This is a genomic window from Streptomyces sp. NPDC005195 (genome assembly GCF_040608315.1).
Lineage (GTDB): Bacteria > Actinomycetota > Actinomycetes > Streptomycetales > Streptomycetaceae > Streptomyces > Streptomyces kaempferi.
Map to the genome: position 1 here is coordinate 112,953 of NZ_JBEXHZ010000010.1, position 14,627 is coordinate 127,579.

Below are 14,627 nucleotides of genomic sequence, written 5' to 3' on the forward strand. Positions count from 1 at the left end.
GCGCGCGGTCGGTACGGGGGCGGAACGGATGCCTCCCGCGCGGGAAGGTGGCCCGCTCCTGCTGGGGGTGCGGCACCACGGGCCGGGCTCGGCGCGAGCCGTACGGGCCGCGCTGGACGCCGCGGCACCCCGGACCGTCCTGATCGAGGGCCCCCCGGAGGCCGACACGCTCATTCCGCTCGCCGCCGACCCGGACATGCGTCCTCCGGTCGCGCTCCTGGCCCACGCGGTGGACGAGCCCGGCCGCTCCGCCTTCTGGCCGCTGGCCGAGTTCTCCCCGGAATGGGTGGCGATCCGGTGGGCGCTGGACCACGGTGTCCCGGCCCGCTTCATCGACCTGCCGGCCACGCACACGCTGGCAGGGGAGAAGGAGGAACCATCCCGGTCACCCGCCGAACCCGCGGGCGACGCCGTGCGGATCGACCCGCTCGCGGTACTCGCGGAGACAGCCGGTCACGACGATCCCGAGCGCTGGTGGGAGGACGCGGTCGAGCACCGGAGCGGGAGCGGTGCCGATCCGTTCGCGCCGTTCGCCGTGCTGGAGGAGGCGATGGGTGCGCTGCGGGAGGCGTACGGGGGCGGTGGACACGACCGGGATCCGGAGCGGGAGGCGTACATGCGGCTCCAGATGCGCGCGGCACAGCGCGAGTTCGGGGACGACGTGGCCGTGGTGTGCGGGGCCTGGCACGTGCCCGCGCTGCGCCGCAGGACCCCGGTCGCCGTCGACCGGGCGCTGCTCAAGGGGCTGCCCAGGACCAAGGCCGACATGACGTGGGTGCCGTGGACGCACCGCAGGCTGTCCCGGGCCGGCGGGTACGGCGCGGGCATCGACTCGCCGGGCTGGTACGGGCACCTCTTCGGCGCCCCCGACCGCCCGGTCGAGCGGTGGATGACGAAGGTGGCCCGGCTGCTGCGCGACGAGGACCGGATGGTCTCCGCCGCGCACGTCATCGAGGCGGTGCGGCTCGCCGACACGCTCGCCGCGGTACGGGGCCGCCCGCTGCCCGGGCTGACCGAGACCACGGACGCCGTTCGGGCCGTGATGTGCGAGGGCTCGGACGTGCCGCTGGAGCTGGTGCACGACCGGCTGGTGGTCGGCGATGTGCTGGGCGAGGTGCCGCGGTCCGCCCCCGCAGTGCCGCTCCAGCGCGACCTCGCCCGGCTCCAGAAGCGGCTGCGGATCAAACCCGAGCCGCTGGAGCGGGAGTTGGAGCTCGACCTGCGGGGCGAGACCGACGCGGGGCGCAGCCGGCTCCTGCACCGGCTGCGGCTGCTCGGCATCGGCTGGGGCGAGCCCGCCGCGTCCCGTGGCAGCACCGGCACCTTCCGGGAGACCTGGCGGCTGCGCTGGGAGCCGGAAACGTCCGTGCGGGTCGCCGAGGCCGGGGTGTGGGGCACGACCGTGCTGTCCGCGGCGACCGCCAGGGCGGAGGCGGACGCCGTCGCCGCGCCGGCCCTGGCCGACGTCACGGCACTCGCCGAACGCTGTCTGCTCGCCGGACTCACGGACGCTCTACCCGTGGTGATGCGGGTCCTCGCCGACCGGGCGGCCCTGGACACGGACGTCGGCCACCTCGCGCAGGCGCTGCCCGCGCTGGTCCGCTCGCTGCGCTACGGGGACGTCCGCGGCACGGACACCCATGCCCTCACCGAGGTCGCCGCGGGCCTCGCCGAGCGGATCTTCGTCGGTCTCCCGCCGGCCTGTGTGGCACTGGACGCCGAGGCCGCCGAGGACATGCGGCGCCATGTGGACGCGGTGCACGGCGCGGTGGGACTGCTGGGAGAGACGGGACGGCTGGGGGAGACGGGACTGTTAGGGGAGACGGGACTGCTGGGCGGGACGGCCGCGGCACGATCGTCCGCCGGCGGACCGCCCGGCACGGGGATGCGCGGTCGCTGGCACTCCGTGCTGCGGGTGCTGGCCGGCCGCGACACCGTCCCCGGTGTGCTCCGTGGGCGGCCCGTGCGACTGCTGCTGGACGACGGCGAGCTGGGACAGGAGGAGGCCGCCCGGCTCATGGGGCTCGTGCTGTCGCCGGGCACGGAGCCGGCGGACGCGGCCGCGTGGATCGAGGGGTTCGTCGGTGGCGGCTCCGGCGGAGGCATGCTGCTCGTGCACGACGAGCGGCTGCTCGGACTGGTCGACGCGTGGCTGACGGGGGTGCCGGCGGAGGCGTTCACCGATGTGCTCCCGCTGCTCCGGCGCACGTTCTCGGCGTACGAGTCCGGGGTGCGCAGGACGTTGGGGGAGCTGGTCCGGCGCGGCCCGGGGGCGCGGGGGAGCGCCGCGGCCGCCGCCGGCATACCCGGGTTCGACCCGGGGCTGGACGCGGTCCGCGCCGACGCCGTCCTGCCGGTGCTGCGTCTGCTGCTCGGGCCGGACGGCAACGAGACCGCCGACGACGACGAGACCGCCCACGACAGCGACAACGCATCCGTCGGCGCCGACGGATGCGCCGACGAATTCAACGGTGGCGACGAATCCACCGACGCCGACGACCTTGTGGGGGCGGACCGATGACCTCAGTACCGCTGGACCCGGCCGACGCGCGCCGTGGGAACGCCTCTGCCGACGAGCGGCTGCGGCGCTGGCGGCTCGTGCTCGGGGGCGACGAGGCGGACGGCACCGGACGTGCGCTCGCCGGGCAGGACGCGGCGATGGACGGCGCGCTCACCGCGTTGTACGGGAGGGGGAGCGGGACGCAGTCGGGGCGGGACCGTTCGGCGGGGCTCGGGGCGTCCGCACCGTCGGTCGCGCGCTGGCTCGGGGACATCCGGACGTACTTCCCCTCGTCCGTCGTGCAGGTCATGCAGCGCGACGCGATCGACCGGCTCGGGCTGTCCGCTCTGCTGCTGGAGCCCGAGATGCTGGAGGCGGTCGAGGCCGACGTGCACCTGGTGGGCACCCTCCTCTCCCTCAACAAGGCCATGCCGGAGACGACGAAGGAGACCGCGCGGGCCGTCGTGCGCAAGGTCGTCGAGGACCTGGAGAAGCGGCTCGCCACCCGCACCCGCGCCTCGCTCTCCGGCGCCCTCGACCGCAGCGCCCGCGTCACCCGCCCCCGCCACCACGACATCGACTGGAACCGCACGATCGCGGTCAACCTGAAGCACTACCTGCCCGAACACCGCACGGTCGTTCCCGAGCGGCTGATCGGTTACGGACGCGCCTCGCAGTCCGTGAAGAAAGAGGTCGTCCTGTGCGTCGACCAGTCGGGCTCGATGGCGGCGTCCGTCGTCTACGCGTCCGTCTTCGGGGCCGTCCTCGCGTCGATGCGGTCCATCACCACCCGGCTCGTCGTCTTCGACACGGCCGTCGTGGACCTCACCGACCAGCTCGACGACCCGGTCGACGTCCTCTTCGGCACGCAGCTCGGCGGCGGAACGGACATCAACCGGGCGCTCGCGTACTGCCAGTCGCAGATCACCCGGCCCGCCGACACCGTGGTCGTGCTCATCAGCGACCTCTACGAGGGAGGCATACGCCACGAGATGCTGAAGCGGGTGGCGGCGATGAAGGCGTCGGGGGTGCAGTTCGTGACGCTGCTGGCGCTGTCCGACGAGGGGACGCCGGCCTACGACCGTGAGCACGCGGCGGCACTCGCGGCGCTGGGCGCACCGGCGTTCGCGTGTACCCCCGATCTGTTTCCCGACGTGATGGCGGCGGCGATCGAGAAGCGTCCGCTTCCCGTGCCCGACGCCGTGTGACGAGAGCCGAAAAACCGGACATGCATACCCATCGGTAACAGGGGGCTTGCGCAACCTCGGGAGTCCCGTGCGAGGATCGGCGCCTCTTCGAATCGAACGGTGCGCCGAGTTCTGTCCCATACCGCCCGGCCCCGCCCCACGGAGGCTCTCCCCGTCTTGATCCCGACCGCCGCACCGCCCGTCACCGGTGCCGCTCTGCGCCTGCTGCGCACTGCGGCGGGACGGCGTGCGCCGCAAGCGTCGGTGCTGGTGGGCGGGGTGCTCGCGCTCGCCTTCCTCTACGGGGGACAGGCACACGCGGCGGACGGCCGGACGTCCACGGTTCCGCCCACGCCGGTGGCCTCGGTGGTGGAACGGGCCGCGCAGCCGCTGCTCGCCGCGAAGACCGGAGCACGGGCCGGGCGGCCTGCGGGCAGCTCGGCCGAGCGGAGGCGGGGCTGGGAATCCCCTTTCCTGGTCGGTGACCCGCTCCCGCGAGGACGGCACCGCGCCCCCGGCGCCGTCGCGAGCGGTGGCGTCCGGGACTGACCGGACCGGCCGTCCCGCGCACTCGACCGCGCACTCGACCGCGCGCCCGACCCGTCCGTACACACCGAGACTCCGCGGGGCCGCAGACCCGGACGGCCGAAACCCGTCGGATCCGTCCGGCCGTACCCCGCGGACGGGACAGGTGGTCCCCATTGGGGTGGGGAACACCTGTCCCGGGCCCCTCAAGGGCCTGTTCAAGGGGCCTCACCGGGTCAACCCCAGCCCGGTGAGGCCCTGCCCCGCCAAGAGGCCGGCCGGATCTGTGACAGGTATCACCGCTGAGGTGTGATCTGCGATTTAGGGACCCGCGTCCCACGGCGATAACCTGCGAGACGGACATGCCGCGCGCTCGGACACCGTGTGCGCCACCCTTGTGACAGCGGACGTCACGTTGCCCTTCGCGGCACGCCCACGCATCCAACGAACCGCGAGATCACTGATAGGGACGGACGCGCGTGGACCTGTTCGAGTACCAGGCGAGGGACCTCTTCGCCAAGCACGGTGTACCGGTGCTGGCCGGTGAAGTCATTGACACGCCTGAGGCAGCCCGCGAGGCGACCGAGCGTCTTGGCGGCAAGTCCGTCATCAAGGCGCAGGTGAAGGTCGGTGGCCGTGGAAAGGCCGGCGGCGTCAAGCTCGCCGCCACCCCGGACGAGGCAGTAGCCCGGGCGACGGACATCCTCGGCATGGACATCAAGGGCCACACGGTCCACAAGGTGATGATCGCCGAGACCGCGCCCGAGATCGTCGAGGAGTACTACGTCTCGTACCTCCTCGACCGCACGAACCGCACCTTCCTCGCCATGGCGTCCGTACAGGGCGGCGTGGAGATCGAGGTCGTCGCGGAGGAGAACCCCGAGGCCCTCGCGAAGGTCCCGGTCGACGCCAACGAAGGCGTGTCGATCGAGAAGGCCCGCGAGATCGTCGCCCAGGCGAAGTTCCCGGCCGAGGTGGCCGAGCAGGTCGCCGAGATCATGGTGACGCTGTGGGACACCTTCATCAAGGAGGACGCCCTCCTCGTCGAGGTGAACCCGCTCGCCAAGGTCGCCTCCGGCAAGGTCATCGCCCTCGACGGCAAGGTGTCCCTGGACGAGAACGCCGAGTTCCGCCAGCCGGACCACGCCGCGCTCGAGGACAAGGACTCGGCCAACCCGCTCGAGGCCGCCGCCAAGGCCAAGAACCTCAACTACGTCAAGCTCGACGGTGAGGTCGGCATCATCGGCAACGGCGCGGGTCTCGTCATGAGCACCCTCGACGTCGTCGCGTACGCCGGTGAGAACCACGGCGGCGTGAAGCCGGCCAACTTCCTCGACATCGGCGGCGGCGCTTCTGCCGCGGTCATGGCGAACGGCCTGGAGATCATCCTCGGCGACCCGGACGTCAAGTCCGTCTTCGTCAACGTCTTCGGTGGCATCACCGCCTGTGACGAGGTCGCCAACGGCATCGTCCAGGCGCTGCAGCTGCTCGCCGACAAGGGCGAGGAAGTCACCAAGCCGCTGGTCGTGCGTCTGGACGGCAACAACGCCGAACTGGGTCGCAAGATCCTGTCGGACGCCAACCACCCGCTGGTCCAGCGCGTGGACACCATGGACGGCGCGGCCGACAAGGCCGCCGAACTCGCGGCTGCGAAGTAAGGGACGAGGGAAACAACCGCCATGGCTATCTTCCTCAACAAGGACAGCAAGGTCATCGTCCAGGGCATGACCGGTGCCACGGGCATGAAGCACACCAAGCTCATGCTCGCGGACGGGACGAACATCGTCGGTGGCGTGAACCCGCGCAAGGCGGGCACGTCCGTCGACATCGACGGCACCGAGATCCCTGTCTTCGGCACGGTCGCCGAGGCGATCGAGAAGACGGGCGCCAACGTGTCCGTCCTCTTCGTGCCGCCGGCCTTCGCGAAGGCCGCCGTGGTCGAGGCGATCGACGCGGAGATCCCCCTCGCGGTCGTCATCACCGAGGGCATCGCCGTCCACGACTCCGCCGCCTTCTGGGCGTACGCGAAGGCGAAGGGCAACAAGACCCGCATCATCGGCCCGAACTGCCCCGGTCTCATCACCCCGGGCCAGTCCAACGCCGGCATCATCCCGGGCGACATCACGAAGCCGGGCCGTATCGGCCTGGTCTCCAAGTCCGGCACGCTGACGTACCAGATGATGTACGAGCTCCGTGACATCGGCTTCTCGTCCGCCGTCGGCATCGGTGGCGACCCGGTCATCGGCACGACGCACATCGACGCGCTCGCCGCGTTCGAGGCCGACCCCGACACCGACCTGATCGTCATGATCGGCGAGATCGGCGGTGACGCCGAGGAGCGCGCGGCGGACTTCATCGCCAAGAACGTGACGAAGCCGGTCGTCGGCTACGTCGCGGGCTTCACCGCGCCCGAGGGCAAGACCATGGGCCACGCCGGCGCCATCGTCTCCGGCTCCTCCGGCACGGCCGCCGCGAAGAAGGAGGCCCTCGAGGCCGCCGGCGTCAAGGTCGGCAAGACGCCGACCGAGACGGCGAAGCTGGCGCGCGAACTGCTCAAGGGCTGACACGCAGCAGCGAGACGGGCCCGCACCCTCCTGGGGTGCGGGCCCGTCCGCGTTCTCTCCGTTCTCTCCGTCCTCTCCGTTCTCACCGTTCTTTCCGTTCTTTCCGTTCCCACCGTGCTCACCGCGGGTCCGGGACCAGCCGTTCCGGACCGCTCGCCGTCTCCGCCTTGAGCCGGGCGCGCAGGGCCAGCTCCTCCTGGGACAGCGGCCCGGGAGCGATCCGCGGCGGCAGACCGTTCACCGTCGCCCCCGGGGCCAGCGGTGGTTCGTAGTGGTCGGGGGCGGCCCTGAGGGTCAGCGAGGTGATGCCGATGAAGACGGCGGTGAAGGCCATCGCCGCACGGGTCCAGCGCAGGACCCGGCGCTCGCTGGCCCAGCGCACCATGAAGGGTTTCCCGGTCGGCAGCCGCTCCGTCCCGGCGACCTCGGCGAGCCGCCGGTGCAGGTTCTCGGGCGCCGCGAGCTCCGGCAGCCGCGTGGCCACGGTCTCGCGCGCGTGCAGCAGCCGGTTGGCCGCCGCCGGCGTGCTCGCCTCCGTCTCGGCCGCGGTCTCCGGCAGGTCGAGCCCGACACCGTCGTAGAGCAGCAGGGTCCGCCGGTGCGTCGGCGGCAGTTCCAGGAGTACGGAGAGCAGCACGCGGTCGTCGGAGTCGGCGGGCGGCGGCTCCGCGTGCCGGTACCGCGGGCGGAGCCGGTGCCAGGGCGAGAGAGCGTACTCGTGCGCGACCGCCCGTACCCACCCCGCCGGATCCCGGTCGACGGCCACCTCGGGCCACCGCTGCCAGGCCGACTGGAAGGCCCGCTCCACCGACTCGCGCGCCAGTTCGCGCCGCCCGGTGAGCAGATAGGTCTGCCGCAGGAGGGCGGGAGCGCAGAACCCGTAGAGCCCGTCGAAGGCCTGAGCGGGCGTCAGGCCGACGGGGACGGGCTCGTACCCGGGACCCCAGCCGGGCCCGGCCGCGGGCTTCGCCCCGGAGCCGGTGGGCGCCGCCGGCGGGTCCGCCGGTCGGGGGGGCGGCTGTACGGGGCCGGCGGCGACGCCGGCCAGGACGGGGGCGGGTTCGCTCCGTCGACCATCGTGGGTGTCATGGGTGTCATGGGTGTCGTGGGCGTCGTGGGCGTCGTCCGGGTCGGGGCCGTCGCGGACGTCCTCCTGATGGCGGGCCATCCCGGTGGACGTCAGCAGCCGCGCGTACGCGTCCCGTTCGCGCCCGCATGGTGTCGTACGGCCGGACTCCCACGAGCGCACGGTCGCGGCGGTGACGCCCACGTCGGCCGCGATGTCGGCGTGGCTCAGCGACTTGGCCTCGCGCAGTCGGCGGCGCTCCTCGCGGCCGGGCAGGGGGGTCGCGGGGTCTCCTGTCGTCGCGGACACCACCGGGCTGCCCTTCCGTACGAAAAGGTACATAGCTGCATATTGGGCGACACATCCGAGCTTTGCCCGTTACGACGAGAAAGCGCGTGTCGTTGGGAGCATGGCGGGGTGACACAGATGACCGACCACAGGCTTTCGTTGTCGCTCCTGATCACCCGGATGCGTCGCCGATCACCCGGACTGGCCGCCGGCTTCCTGGGCGGTGCGCTCGCGGCGGGGCTCGGGCTCGGCTCGCTCGCCGTCCTCGTCATGATGCTGTGGATCAGCTCGCCGTACCCGGACAGCGGGCCCGGTGGCGCGCTGCACGTAGCGGCCGCGCTGTGGCTGCTCGCGCACGGCGTGGAGCTGGTGCGCACCGACACCCTGTCGGGCCTGCCCATGCCGGTGGGTCTCACCCCGCTGCTCCTGGCGGTGTTCCCCGTGTGGCTGCTGTACCGCGCGGCGCGCGACGCCGCCGACGCCGACGCGGGGGCCTCGGGACGCACGGTGTGGGCCGGCACCGTCGCGGGCTATCTGACCCTGAGCGCGGCAGCGGTGCTCTACACCGCGGGCGGGGAACTGCGGCCGTCCTGGGCGTGGTCGGGGCTGTGCCTGCCCCTGCTCGCCGCGGGCGCGGCGGGGGCCGGGGTGTGGACGGCGTACGGGCATCCGCGCGGACCGGTGCCGCTCTGGGTGGGCCGGGCTCTCGCCCGCCCGCCGGTGCCCGCCGGGGTACGCCGCTGGGCCGCCGGCGAGCCGCCGGCGCCGTGGGTCGGGCGGTGGCTCGGCGCCTCGGCGCGGGCGGCGCTCGCCGGGGCGGCGGTGCTCGTCGGGGGCGGTGCGCTGCTGGTGGGGGTGTCGCTGGTGTGGCACGGCGATCTGGCGCGGGAGTCCTTCCAGCAGCTCACCGCGGTGTGGTCGGGGCGGTTCGCCGTACTCCTGCTCTGTCTGGCGCTGGTGCCGAACGCGGCGGTGTGGGGGGCCGCGTACGCCCTCGGTCCCGGTGTGGTGCTGGGGGCCGGACAGGTCGCGGGGCCGTTGTCCGCGGCGGCGCCGGGGCCGTCGCTGCCGCCGTTTCCACTGCTGGCGGCGGTGCCGGAGGCCGGGGGGCCGTGGAGTTGGGCGGGGGCGGCGGTGCCGGTGGCGGCCGGGGTGACGGTGGTGTGGTTCCTGCGGAAGGCGGCCCGGGGCGGTGGGGCCGTGCAGTCGGGCGGGGACGAGAGCTGGTCCCGGGGGCGGGTCGTCGCGGGGGTGGGGGTCGCGGGTGTCCTGTGCGGTCTGGTGATGGCGCTGCTCGCCGGGCTGGCGGGTGGGCCGCTGGGGGTGGGCGCGCTGGCTCACTTCGGGCCGGTGTGGTGGCAGGTGGGGGGCGCCGTGGTGGTGTGGACGGTGGGGGTCGGGGTGCCGGTGGGGGCGGTGGTGCCGGGGATCGGGCGTAGGCGGCGGCTTTCCTGGGCGGCTGCTTCGTCCGTGGTGTCCGTGGTGTCCGTGGCGTCGGTGAGGTCCGTGGGGTCTGTGCCGGCGTGGTTGTCGTGGACTCCGTGGCGGGCGCGTGAGGACGGGGCGCGTGAGGACGGCGGGCGGGTGGCGGAGCCGGAGTCCGCGTCGGGGCCGGGGTCGGGGTCCGCGGTGTCGCAGGCGGCCGGGGGATCGGTCCTCGTGGTGGACCCGGAGGATGAGCGGGATCCCAGTCATGCGCCGTACGACCTTCTGCCGTCCGACGACGTGGGGGTGGCGTGGCACGAGGATGTGGTCAGGGAGGCGCGGTGGGCGGCGTTGCGGGAGGCGTCGGCGTTGCTGGAAGCGGTGGATCCGGAGCCGGAGCACTGAGGTGACGGACGGGTTCCTCGCCCCCGCCGCCCCTGCCCGTCCCGTACCTGAGGGCTCCGCCCCGGGACCCCCGCCGCCAGACCCTCGCCAAGGCGCTGCGCCCCCTGGACCCCCAACGCCCGAGGGGCTCGTCCTCAAACGCCGGACGGGCTGGATACGCGGGCGCGAGCCGCAGATCTCCGGCGCGGGCCGAGAGCTCCGGCGCGAGCCGCTGATTCCGGCCGGGGGCATGTCTTTCAGCCCGTCCGGCGTTCGACGACGAGGCCGTTCGGGCCGATGCGGGGGTCGGAGGGCGGCAGCCCCCAGAAGGGGGACGCGCTAGTTCTGCGTACCCAACAGGCCCCGCAGCTCCTTCGGCAGAAGCTGGTTGCAGGACTGCTTCGCCGCGTTGGTGAGCGCGTCGTCGGTGCACGAGTAGTAGTCGCTGTAGACGAAATGCGCGGAGAACATCGCGGCGACGATGGCGATGGCGAGGGACGCGGTGACGAGGCCGCTGACCGCCGCGGTCGTCTGGGGGCGGCCGGCCGGGTCGGGTGCCGGCGCGTCCGGATCCGGTGTGCGAGGCCTGGCGCGCAGGGCGCTGACACCCCAGTACAGCGCGAGCGCGCCGAGCAGCAGGGCCACGTACAGCCAGCCGAACAGGGCGAAGAAGAAGGCCCACATGCCGGAGAGCAGCGCGTAGCGTGCCCGGCGCTGCGCGGGGTCCGTCGGGTCCCAGCGCATTCCGGCACCCGGACCGCCACCGGGTCCTTCCGGGCCGCCCTGGCCCTGAGGGGCACCGGGCCGCTCACCGAAGCCGCCGCCGGCCGAACGGCCCGGCTGCTGGTCACTCCACTGATCGCCCCAGGGGGAGTGCTGCCCGGAGCCGCCGTTCTCGTCCGGGTTCTGTCCGCCCGCGGGGCGTCTGGGCTGCCAGGGCCGGTCGGGCGTGCCCTCCGGCGGCGGAGCGAACGGATTGTGGTCGTCGGGGCCGGAGCCGGACCCCGAGCCGCTCCCACCTGCCGAGCCGCCCCCGCCCGAGGAGCCATGTCCGCCCGAGGCGTCGCCCCCGCCCGAGGGTGCGTTCCCGTTCTCCTGCGGCGGGGTGGGCGAAGGGCGCCGCTCGCGCAGCAGGAGCGGAGGGAGTCGGAGACTGCGGTCCGGCATCAGGTGTGCGTCTTCCCCTTGGTGGTTCTGGCGGGCGGCGTGTCCGCACGGCTTCGTGCTCGCGACGCGTACCCCGGGTTTGCTGTCCAGGACTCCCACCCAGGGCTCGTACCCCGGACGTTCGTCCCCGGGGCGTGCCCCGGACGTTCCTGTCCGTCCCTGGTCAACGTCCCGCGGACACAGGGCGTTCCCCATGCCGAACGGTGTTCCCGGGAGGTTCCTCCCCAGACGCTACCTTCCGGCCACGCCCCCGTCCCGTGGGGGCTGCCCGGTGTGCCGGTATCGTTGCCGACGGTCGGCCGGTTCGTAGACTTCCCCGTATCCCGGGGCGTGAAGCATTCGTACGACCGTACAAACGCTCCCCCGAGAAAGGGCCCCGTCGTGGCCAAGGCCAAGCGCCTCGTCGTGCTGGTCTCCGGATCAGGCACGAATCTGCAGGCACTGCTCGACGCCGTCGCGGAGGCCGGGCCCGAGGGCTACGGGGCCCGGATCGTGGCCGTCGGCGCCGACCGTGACGGCATCGAGGGGCTCGCGCGCGGTGAGCGGGCGGGGCTGTCCACGTTCGTCCGGCGGGTGAAGGACTACGGCACCCGGGACGAGTGGGACGCGGCGCTCACCGAGGCGGTCGCCGCCCATGAGCCCGACCTGGTCGTCTCCGCCGGGTTCATGAAGATCGTGGGGAAGCGGTTCCTCGCCAGGTTCGGCGGGCGCATCGTCAACACGCACCCCGCCCTGCTGCCGAGTTTCCCCGGGGCCCACGGTGTGCGCGACGCGCTCGCGTACGGCGCGAAGGTCACCGGATGCACCGTCCACTTCGTCGACGACGGCGTCGACACCGGGCCGATCATCGCCCAGGGCGTGGTCGAGGTCCGGGACGAGGACGACGAGAGCGCTCTGCACGAGCGCATCAAGGAAGTCGAGCGAGAACTGCTCGTCGATGTCGTGGGGCGGCTCGCCCGCAACGGCTATCGCATTGAGGGACGAAAGGTAGTTATCCAGTGACCGCCGACAGCACAGTCACGGCCGAGGGCACCGCGGGCACCAGGCGGGCCATCCGGCGCGCGCTCGTCAGTGTCTACGACAAGACCGGGCTCGAAGAGCTCGCGCGCGGGCTGCACGAGGCCGGTGTCGAGCTGGTGTCCACCGGCTCCACCGCCGCCCGTATCGCCGCGTCCGGCGTCCCCGTCACCAAGGTCGAGGAACTCACCGGCTTCCCCGAGTGCCTCGACGGCCGCGTCAAGACCCTGCACCCCAGGGTCCACGCGGGCATCCTCGCCGACCTGCGGCTCGACAGCCACCGGGAGCAGCTCGCCGAGCTCGGCGTCGAGCCGTTCGACCTCGTCGTGGTGAACCTCTACCCCTTCCGCGAGACGGTCGCCTCGGGCGCGACGCCCGACGAGTGTGTCGAGCAGATCGACATCGGCGGTCCGTCGATGGTGCGGGCGGCCGCCAAGAACCACCCGTCCGTCGCCGTCGTCACCAGCCCGGACCGGTACGCCGCCGTGCTGGCCGCCGTCGAGGAGGGTGGCTTCGACCTCACCGCCCGCAAGCGGCTCGCGGCGGAGGCGTTCCAGCACACCGCCTCGTACGACGTCACCGTCGCCTCCTGGTTCGCGGACGACTACGCCGCGGCCGACACGAGCGGCTTCCCCGACTTCCTCGGGCACACCTACGAGCGGAAGAACACCCTGCGCTACGGGGAGAACCCGCACCAGGGTGCCGCGCTGTACGTCGACGGTACGGGCGGTCTCGCCGAGGCCGAGCAGCTGCACGGCAAGGAGATGTCGTACAACAACTACACGGACACGGACGCCGCGCGCCGTGCCGCGTACGACCACGAGGACCCCTGCGTCGCGATCATCAAGCACGCCAACCCGTGCGGCATCGCGGTCGCCTCGAACGTCGCCGAGGCGCACCGCAAGGCGCACGCCTGCGACCCGCTCTCCGCCTTCGGCGGAGTGATCGCGGTCAACCGGCCGGTGACGAAGGAGATGGCCGAGCAGGTCGCGGACATCTTCACCGAGGTCATCGTGGCGCCGGAGTACGAGGACGGCGCGCTCGAAGCCCTCACCAAGAAGAAGAACATCCGGGTCCTGCGCGCCCACCGGGCGCCCGCCAACCCGGTCGAGGTCAAGCAGATCGACGGCGGCGCGCTGCTCCAGGTCACCGACCGGCTCCAGGCCGACGGCGACAACCCGGCGAGCTGGACCCTGGCCACCGGTGACGCGCTCGGCCAGGGCGAGCTGGACGAACTGGCCTTCGCCTGGCGGGCCTGCCGCGCGGTGAAGTCCAACGCGATCCTGCTCGCCAAGGACGGCGCCTCGGTCGGCGTCGGCATGGGCCAGGTCAACCGTGTCGACTCCGCGAAGCTGGCGGTCGAGCGGGCGGGCGCCGAGCGGGCCCGTGGCGCCTACGCCGCCTCGGACGCGTTCTTCCCGTTCCCCGACGGCCTGGAGATCCTCGCCGAGGCGGGTGTCAGGGCCGTGGTCCAGCCGGGTGGTTCGGTCCGTGACGAGCTGGTGGTGGAGGCCGCGAAGAAGGCCGGCGTCACGATGTACTTCACCGGGACGCGCCACTTCTTCCACTGATCCGATCCGAGGTGTCGCCGACGGGCGTCACCCCGGCGGCGAGCGGACACGCGAGGGCCGTGGCTCCCCCGGTGCGGGGGAGCCACGGCCCTCGGTGCGGACCGTTCAGTAGCGCGGGCGGGCGAACCAGGCGGTGCCGCTCGCCACGACCGGGGCCACCGTGATGATGGTGGCGAAGACGACCCAGATCAGCGGGAGGACGATGGCGGTGGCCAGGCCGGAGTCCAGGCCGACGACGAGCATGATCAGGCCGACGATCCCGCCCAGCGCGCCGTAGATGACGGTGGTGATGCGGATGCCCTGGCCGCCTCTGCCGAACTTCACGCCCAGGGTGATCGACAGGGCCGCCAGGCCCGCCGCGACCAGGGCGATGAACAGCAGGACGCCCGAGGCGATGCCGGCACCGTCACTGAACGAGTTGAACGGGTCGTCGGACGACGAGCTGAGGCTGTCCGCCGCGCCCGAGACGTCGTTGGCGAGGGCGGCGACGTACAACCAGCCCAGTGCCGCCAGGATCTGCACCGCGGAGATGATGAACAGGAAGACGCGTGCGGTGACCAGCAGCCCCGGCATCGTCTGCGGGACCATCTGGTTGCCGCCCGGGTAGCCGGAGTACGCCGGCTGCTGCGGATAGCCGTATCCCTGCGGGGGCACACCCGGAGGAGCCGGCGGATAGCCGTAGCCGGGAGGGGTCTGGGGAGCGCTGGGGGGCTGCTGGGGCGGCGGGCCGTAGGGGTTGTTCGGGTCGCCGAAACTCATGGCGGGATTCCTCCGTTGCCTCGTGCGGGGACTACGCGCGGCACGGTTCGGAGGTGTTTCTACAGAGCGGTCCGTCCCCCCGGTACTGCCCGCGACACTGTGTTCTCATCGTTCTTTAGCCGACTCTTACTTGTCCAGCGGCATTCCGTATGTGTTGCTCAAGCGCAACACCGA

Annotated in this window: 11 protein-coding genes; 8 read left to right on the forward strand and 3 right to left on the reverse strand. The window is 72.8% G+C overall.

The genetic code is table 11. The features are described 5' to 3' along the window. Positions 1-28: 28 nt before the first annotated feature. The 5 genes from ABZV34_RS14320 to sucD all read left to right on the forward strand — a co-directional run bounded on the left by ABZV34_RS14320 (position 29) and on the right by sucD (position 6,776). On the forward strand, positions 29-2,521 hold the full coding sequence (locus ABZV34_RS14320) for a DUF5682 family protein (RefSeq protein ID WP_356275236.1): 2,493 nt from the start codon (positions 29-31) through the stop codon (positions 2,519-2,521). Next, positions 2,518-3,708 carry a VWA domain-containing protein gene (locus ABZV34_RS14325; protein ID WP_356274971.1) on the forward strand — a complete coding sequence of 397 codons (1,191 nt, stop codon included), beginning with the start codon at positions 2,518-2,520 and terminating at the stop codon, positions 3,706-3,708. Before ABZV34_RS14320 ends, ABZV34_RS14325 begins: the two co-directional genes overlap by 4 nt. 156 nt (positions 3,709-3,864) lie before the next feature. After that, on the forward strand, positions 3,865-4,236 hold the full coding sequence (locus ABZV34_RS14330; RefSeq protein ID WP_356274974.1) for a hypothetical protein: 372 nt from the start codon (positions 3,865-3,867) through the stop codon (positions 4,234-4,236). 455 nt (positions 4,237-4,691) lie between these two features. Further along, entirely contained in the window at positions 4,692-5,870 is a 1,179-nt protein-coding gene (gene sucC / locus ABZV34_RS14335; protein WP_356274977.1) for an ADP-forming succinate--CoA ligase subunit beta, read from the forward strand. 21 nt (positions 5,871-5,891) lie between these two features. Further along, entirely contained in the window at positions 5,892-6,776 is an 885-nt protein-coding gene (sucD, locus tag ABZV34_RS14340; RefSeq protein ID WP_168529780.1) for a succinate--CoA ligase subunit alpha, read from the forward strand. A 118-nt stretch (positions 6,777-6,894) separates the two neighbouring features. Here the strand turns inward: sucD and ABZV34_RS14345 are convergent, their stop codons facing one another. After that, positions 6,895-8,184 carry a helix-turn-helix domain-containing protein gene (locus ABZV34_RS14345; protein ID WP_356274980.1) on the reverse strand — a complete coding sequence of 430 codons (1,290 nt, stop codon included), beginning with the start codon at positions 8,182-8,184 and terminating at the stop codon, positions 6,895-6,897. Positions 8,185-8,268: 84 nt separating this feature from the next. Between ABZV34_RS14345 and ABZV34_RS14350 the strand changes: the two genes are divergently transcribed. After that, positions 8,269-9,960, forward strand: coding sequence for a DUF6350 family protein (locus ABZV34_RS14350; protein ID WP_356274983.1), 1,692 nt, complete (start codon positions 8,269-8,271; stop codon positions 9,958-9,960). A 318-nt stretch (positions 9,961-10,278) separates the two neighbouring features. Here the strand turns inward: ABZV34_RS14350 and ABZV34_RS14355 are convergent, their stop codons facing one another. Continuing rightward, entirely contained in the window at positions 10,279-11,106 is an 828-nt protein-coding gene (locus ABZV34_RS14355; RefSeq protein ID WP_356274986.1) for a hypothetical protein, read from the reverse strand. Positions 11,107-11,436: 330 nt separating this feature from the next. On the opposite strand from ABZV34_RS14355, the gene purN reads away from it, so the two are divergent. Further along, the gene (purN, locus tag ABZV34_RS14360) at positions 11,437-12,108 is read left to right on the forward strand and encodes a phosphoribosylglycinamide formyltransferase (RefSeq protein WP_356274989.1); all 672 of its coding nucleotides are present in this window, start codon (positions 11,437-11,439) and stop codon (positions 12,106-12,108) included. Beyond that, a complete protein-coding gene (gene purH / locus ABZV34_RS14365) occupies positions 12,105-13,694 on the forward strand; it encodes a bifunctional phosphoribosylaminoimidazolecarboxamide formyltransferase/IMP cyclohydrolase (RefSeq protein ID WP_356274992.1) in 1,590 nt (529 codons plus the stop codon). Before purN ends, purH begins: the two co-directional genes overlap by 4 nt. Before the next feature lie 105 nt (positions 13,695-13,799). On the opposite strand, the gene ABZV34_RS14370 is transcribed toward purH, so the two are convergent. Continuing rightward, on the reverse strand, positions 13,800-14,453 hold the full coding sequence (locus ABZV34_RS14370) for a hypothetical protein (RefSeq protein ID WP_356274995.1): 654 nt from the start codon (positions 14,451-14,453) through the stop codon (positions 13,800-13,802). Between the last annotated feature and the right edge of the window lie 174 nt (positions 14,454-14,627).

Coding starts and splice junctions, on each gene's coding strand:
- ABZV34_RS14320 (WP_356275236.1), top strand. CDS start 29: ATGCCTCCCGCGCGGGAAGGTGGCCCGCTCCTGCTGGGGGTGCGGCAC.
- ABZV34_RS14325 (WP_356274971.1), top strand. CDS start 2,518: ATGACCTCAGTACCGCTGGACCCGGCCGACGCGCGCCGTGGGAACGCC.
- sucD (WP_168529780.1), top strand. CDS start 5,892: ATGGCTATCTTCCTCAACAAGGACAGCAAGGTCATCGTCCAGGGCATG.
- ABZV34_RS14345 (WP_356274980.1), bottom strand. CDS start 8,184: ATGTACCTTTTCGTACGGAAGGGCAGCCCGGTGGTGTCCGCGACGACA.
- ABZV34_RS14350 (WP_356274983.1), top strand. CDS start 8,269: ATGACCGACCACAGGCTTTCGTTGTCGCTCCTGATCACCCGGATGCGT.
- ABZV34_RS14355 (WP_356274986.1), bottom strand. CDS start 11,106: ATGCCGGACCGCAGTCTCCGACTCCCTCCGCTCCTGCTGCGCGAGCGG.
- ABZV34_RS14370 (WP_356274995.1), bottom strand. CDS start 14,453: ATGAGTTTCGGCGACCCGAACAACCCCTACGGCCCGCCGCCCCAGCAG.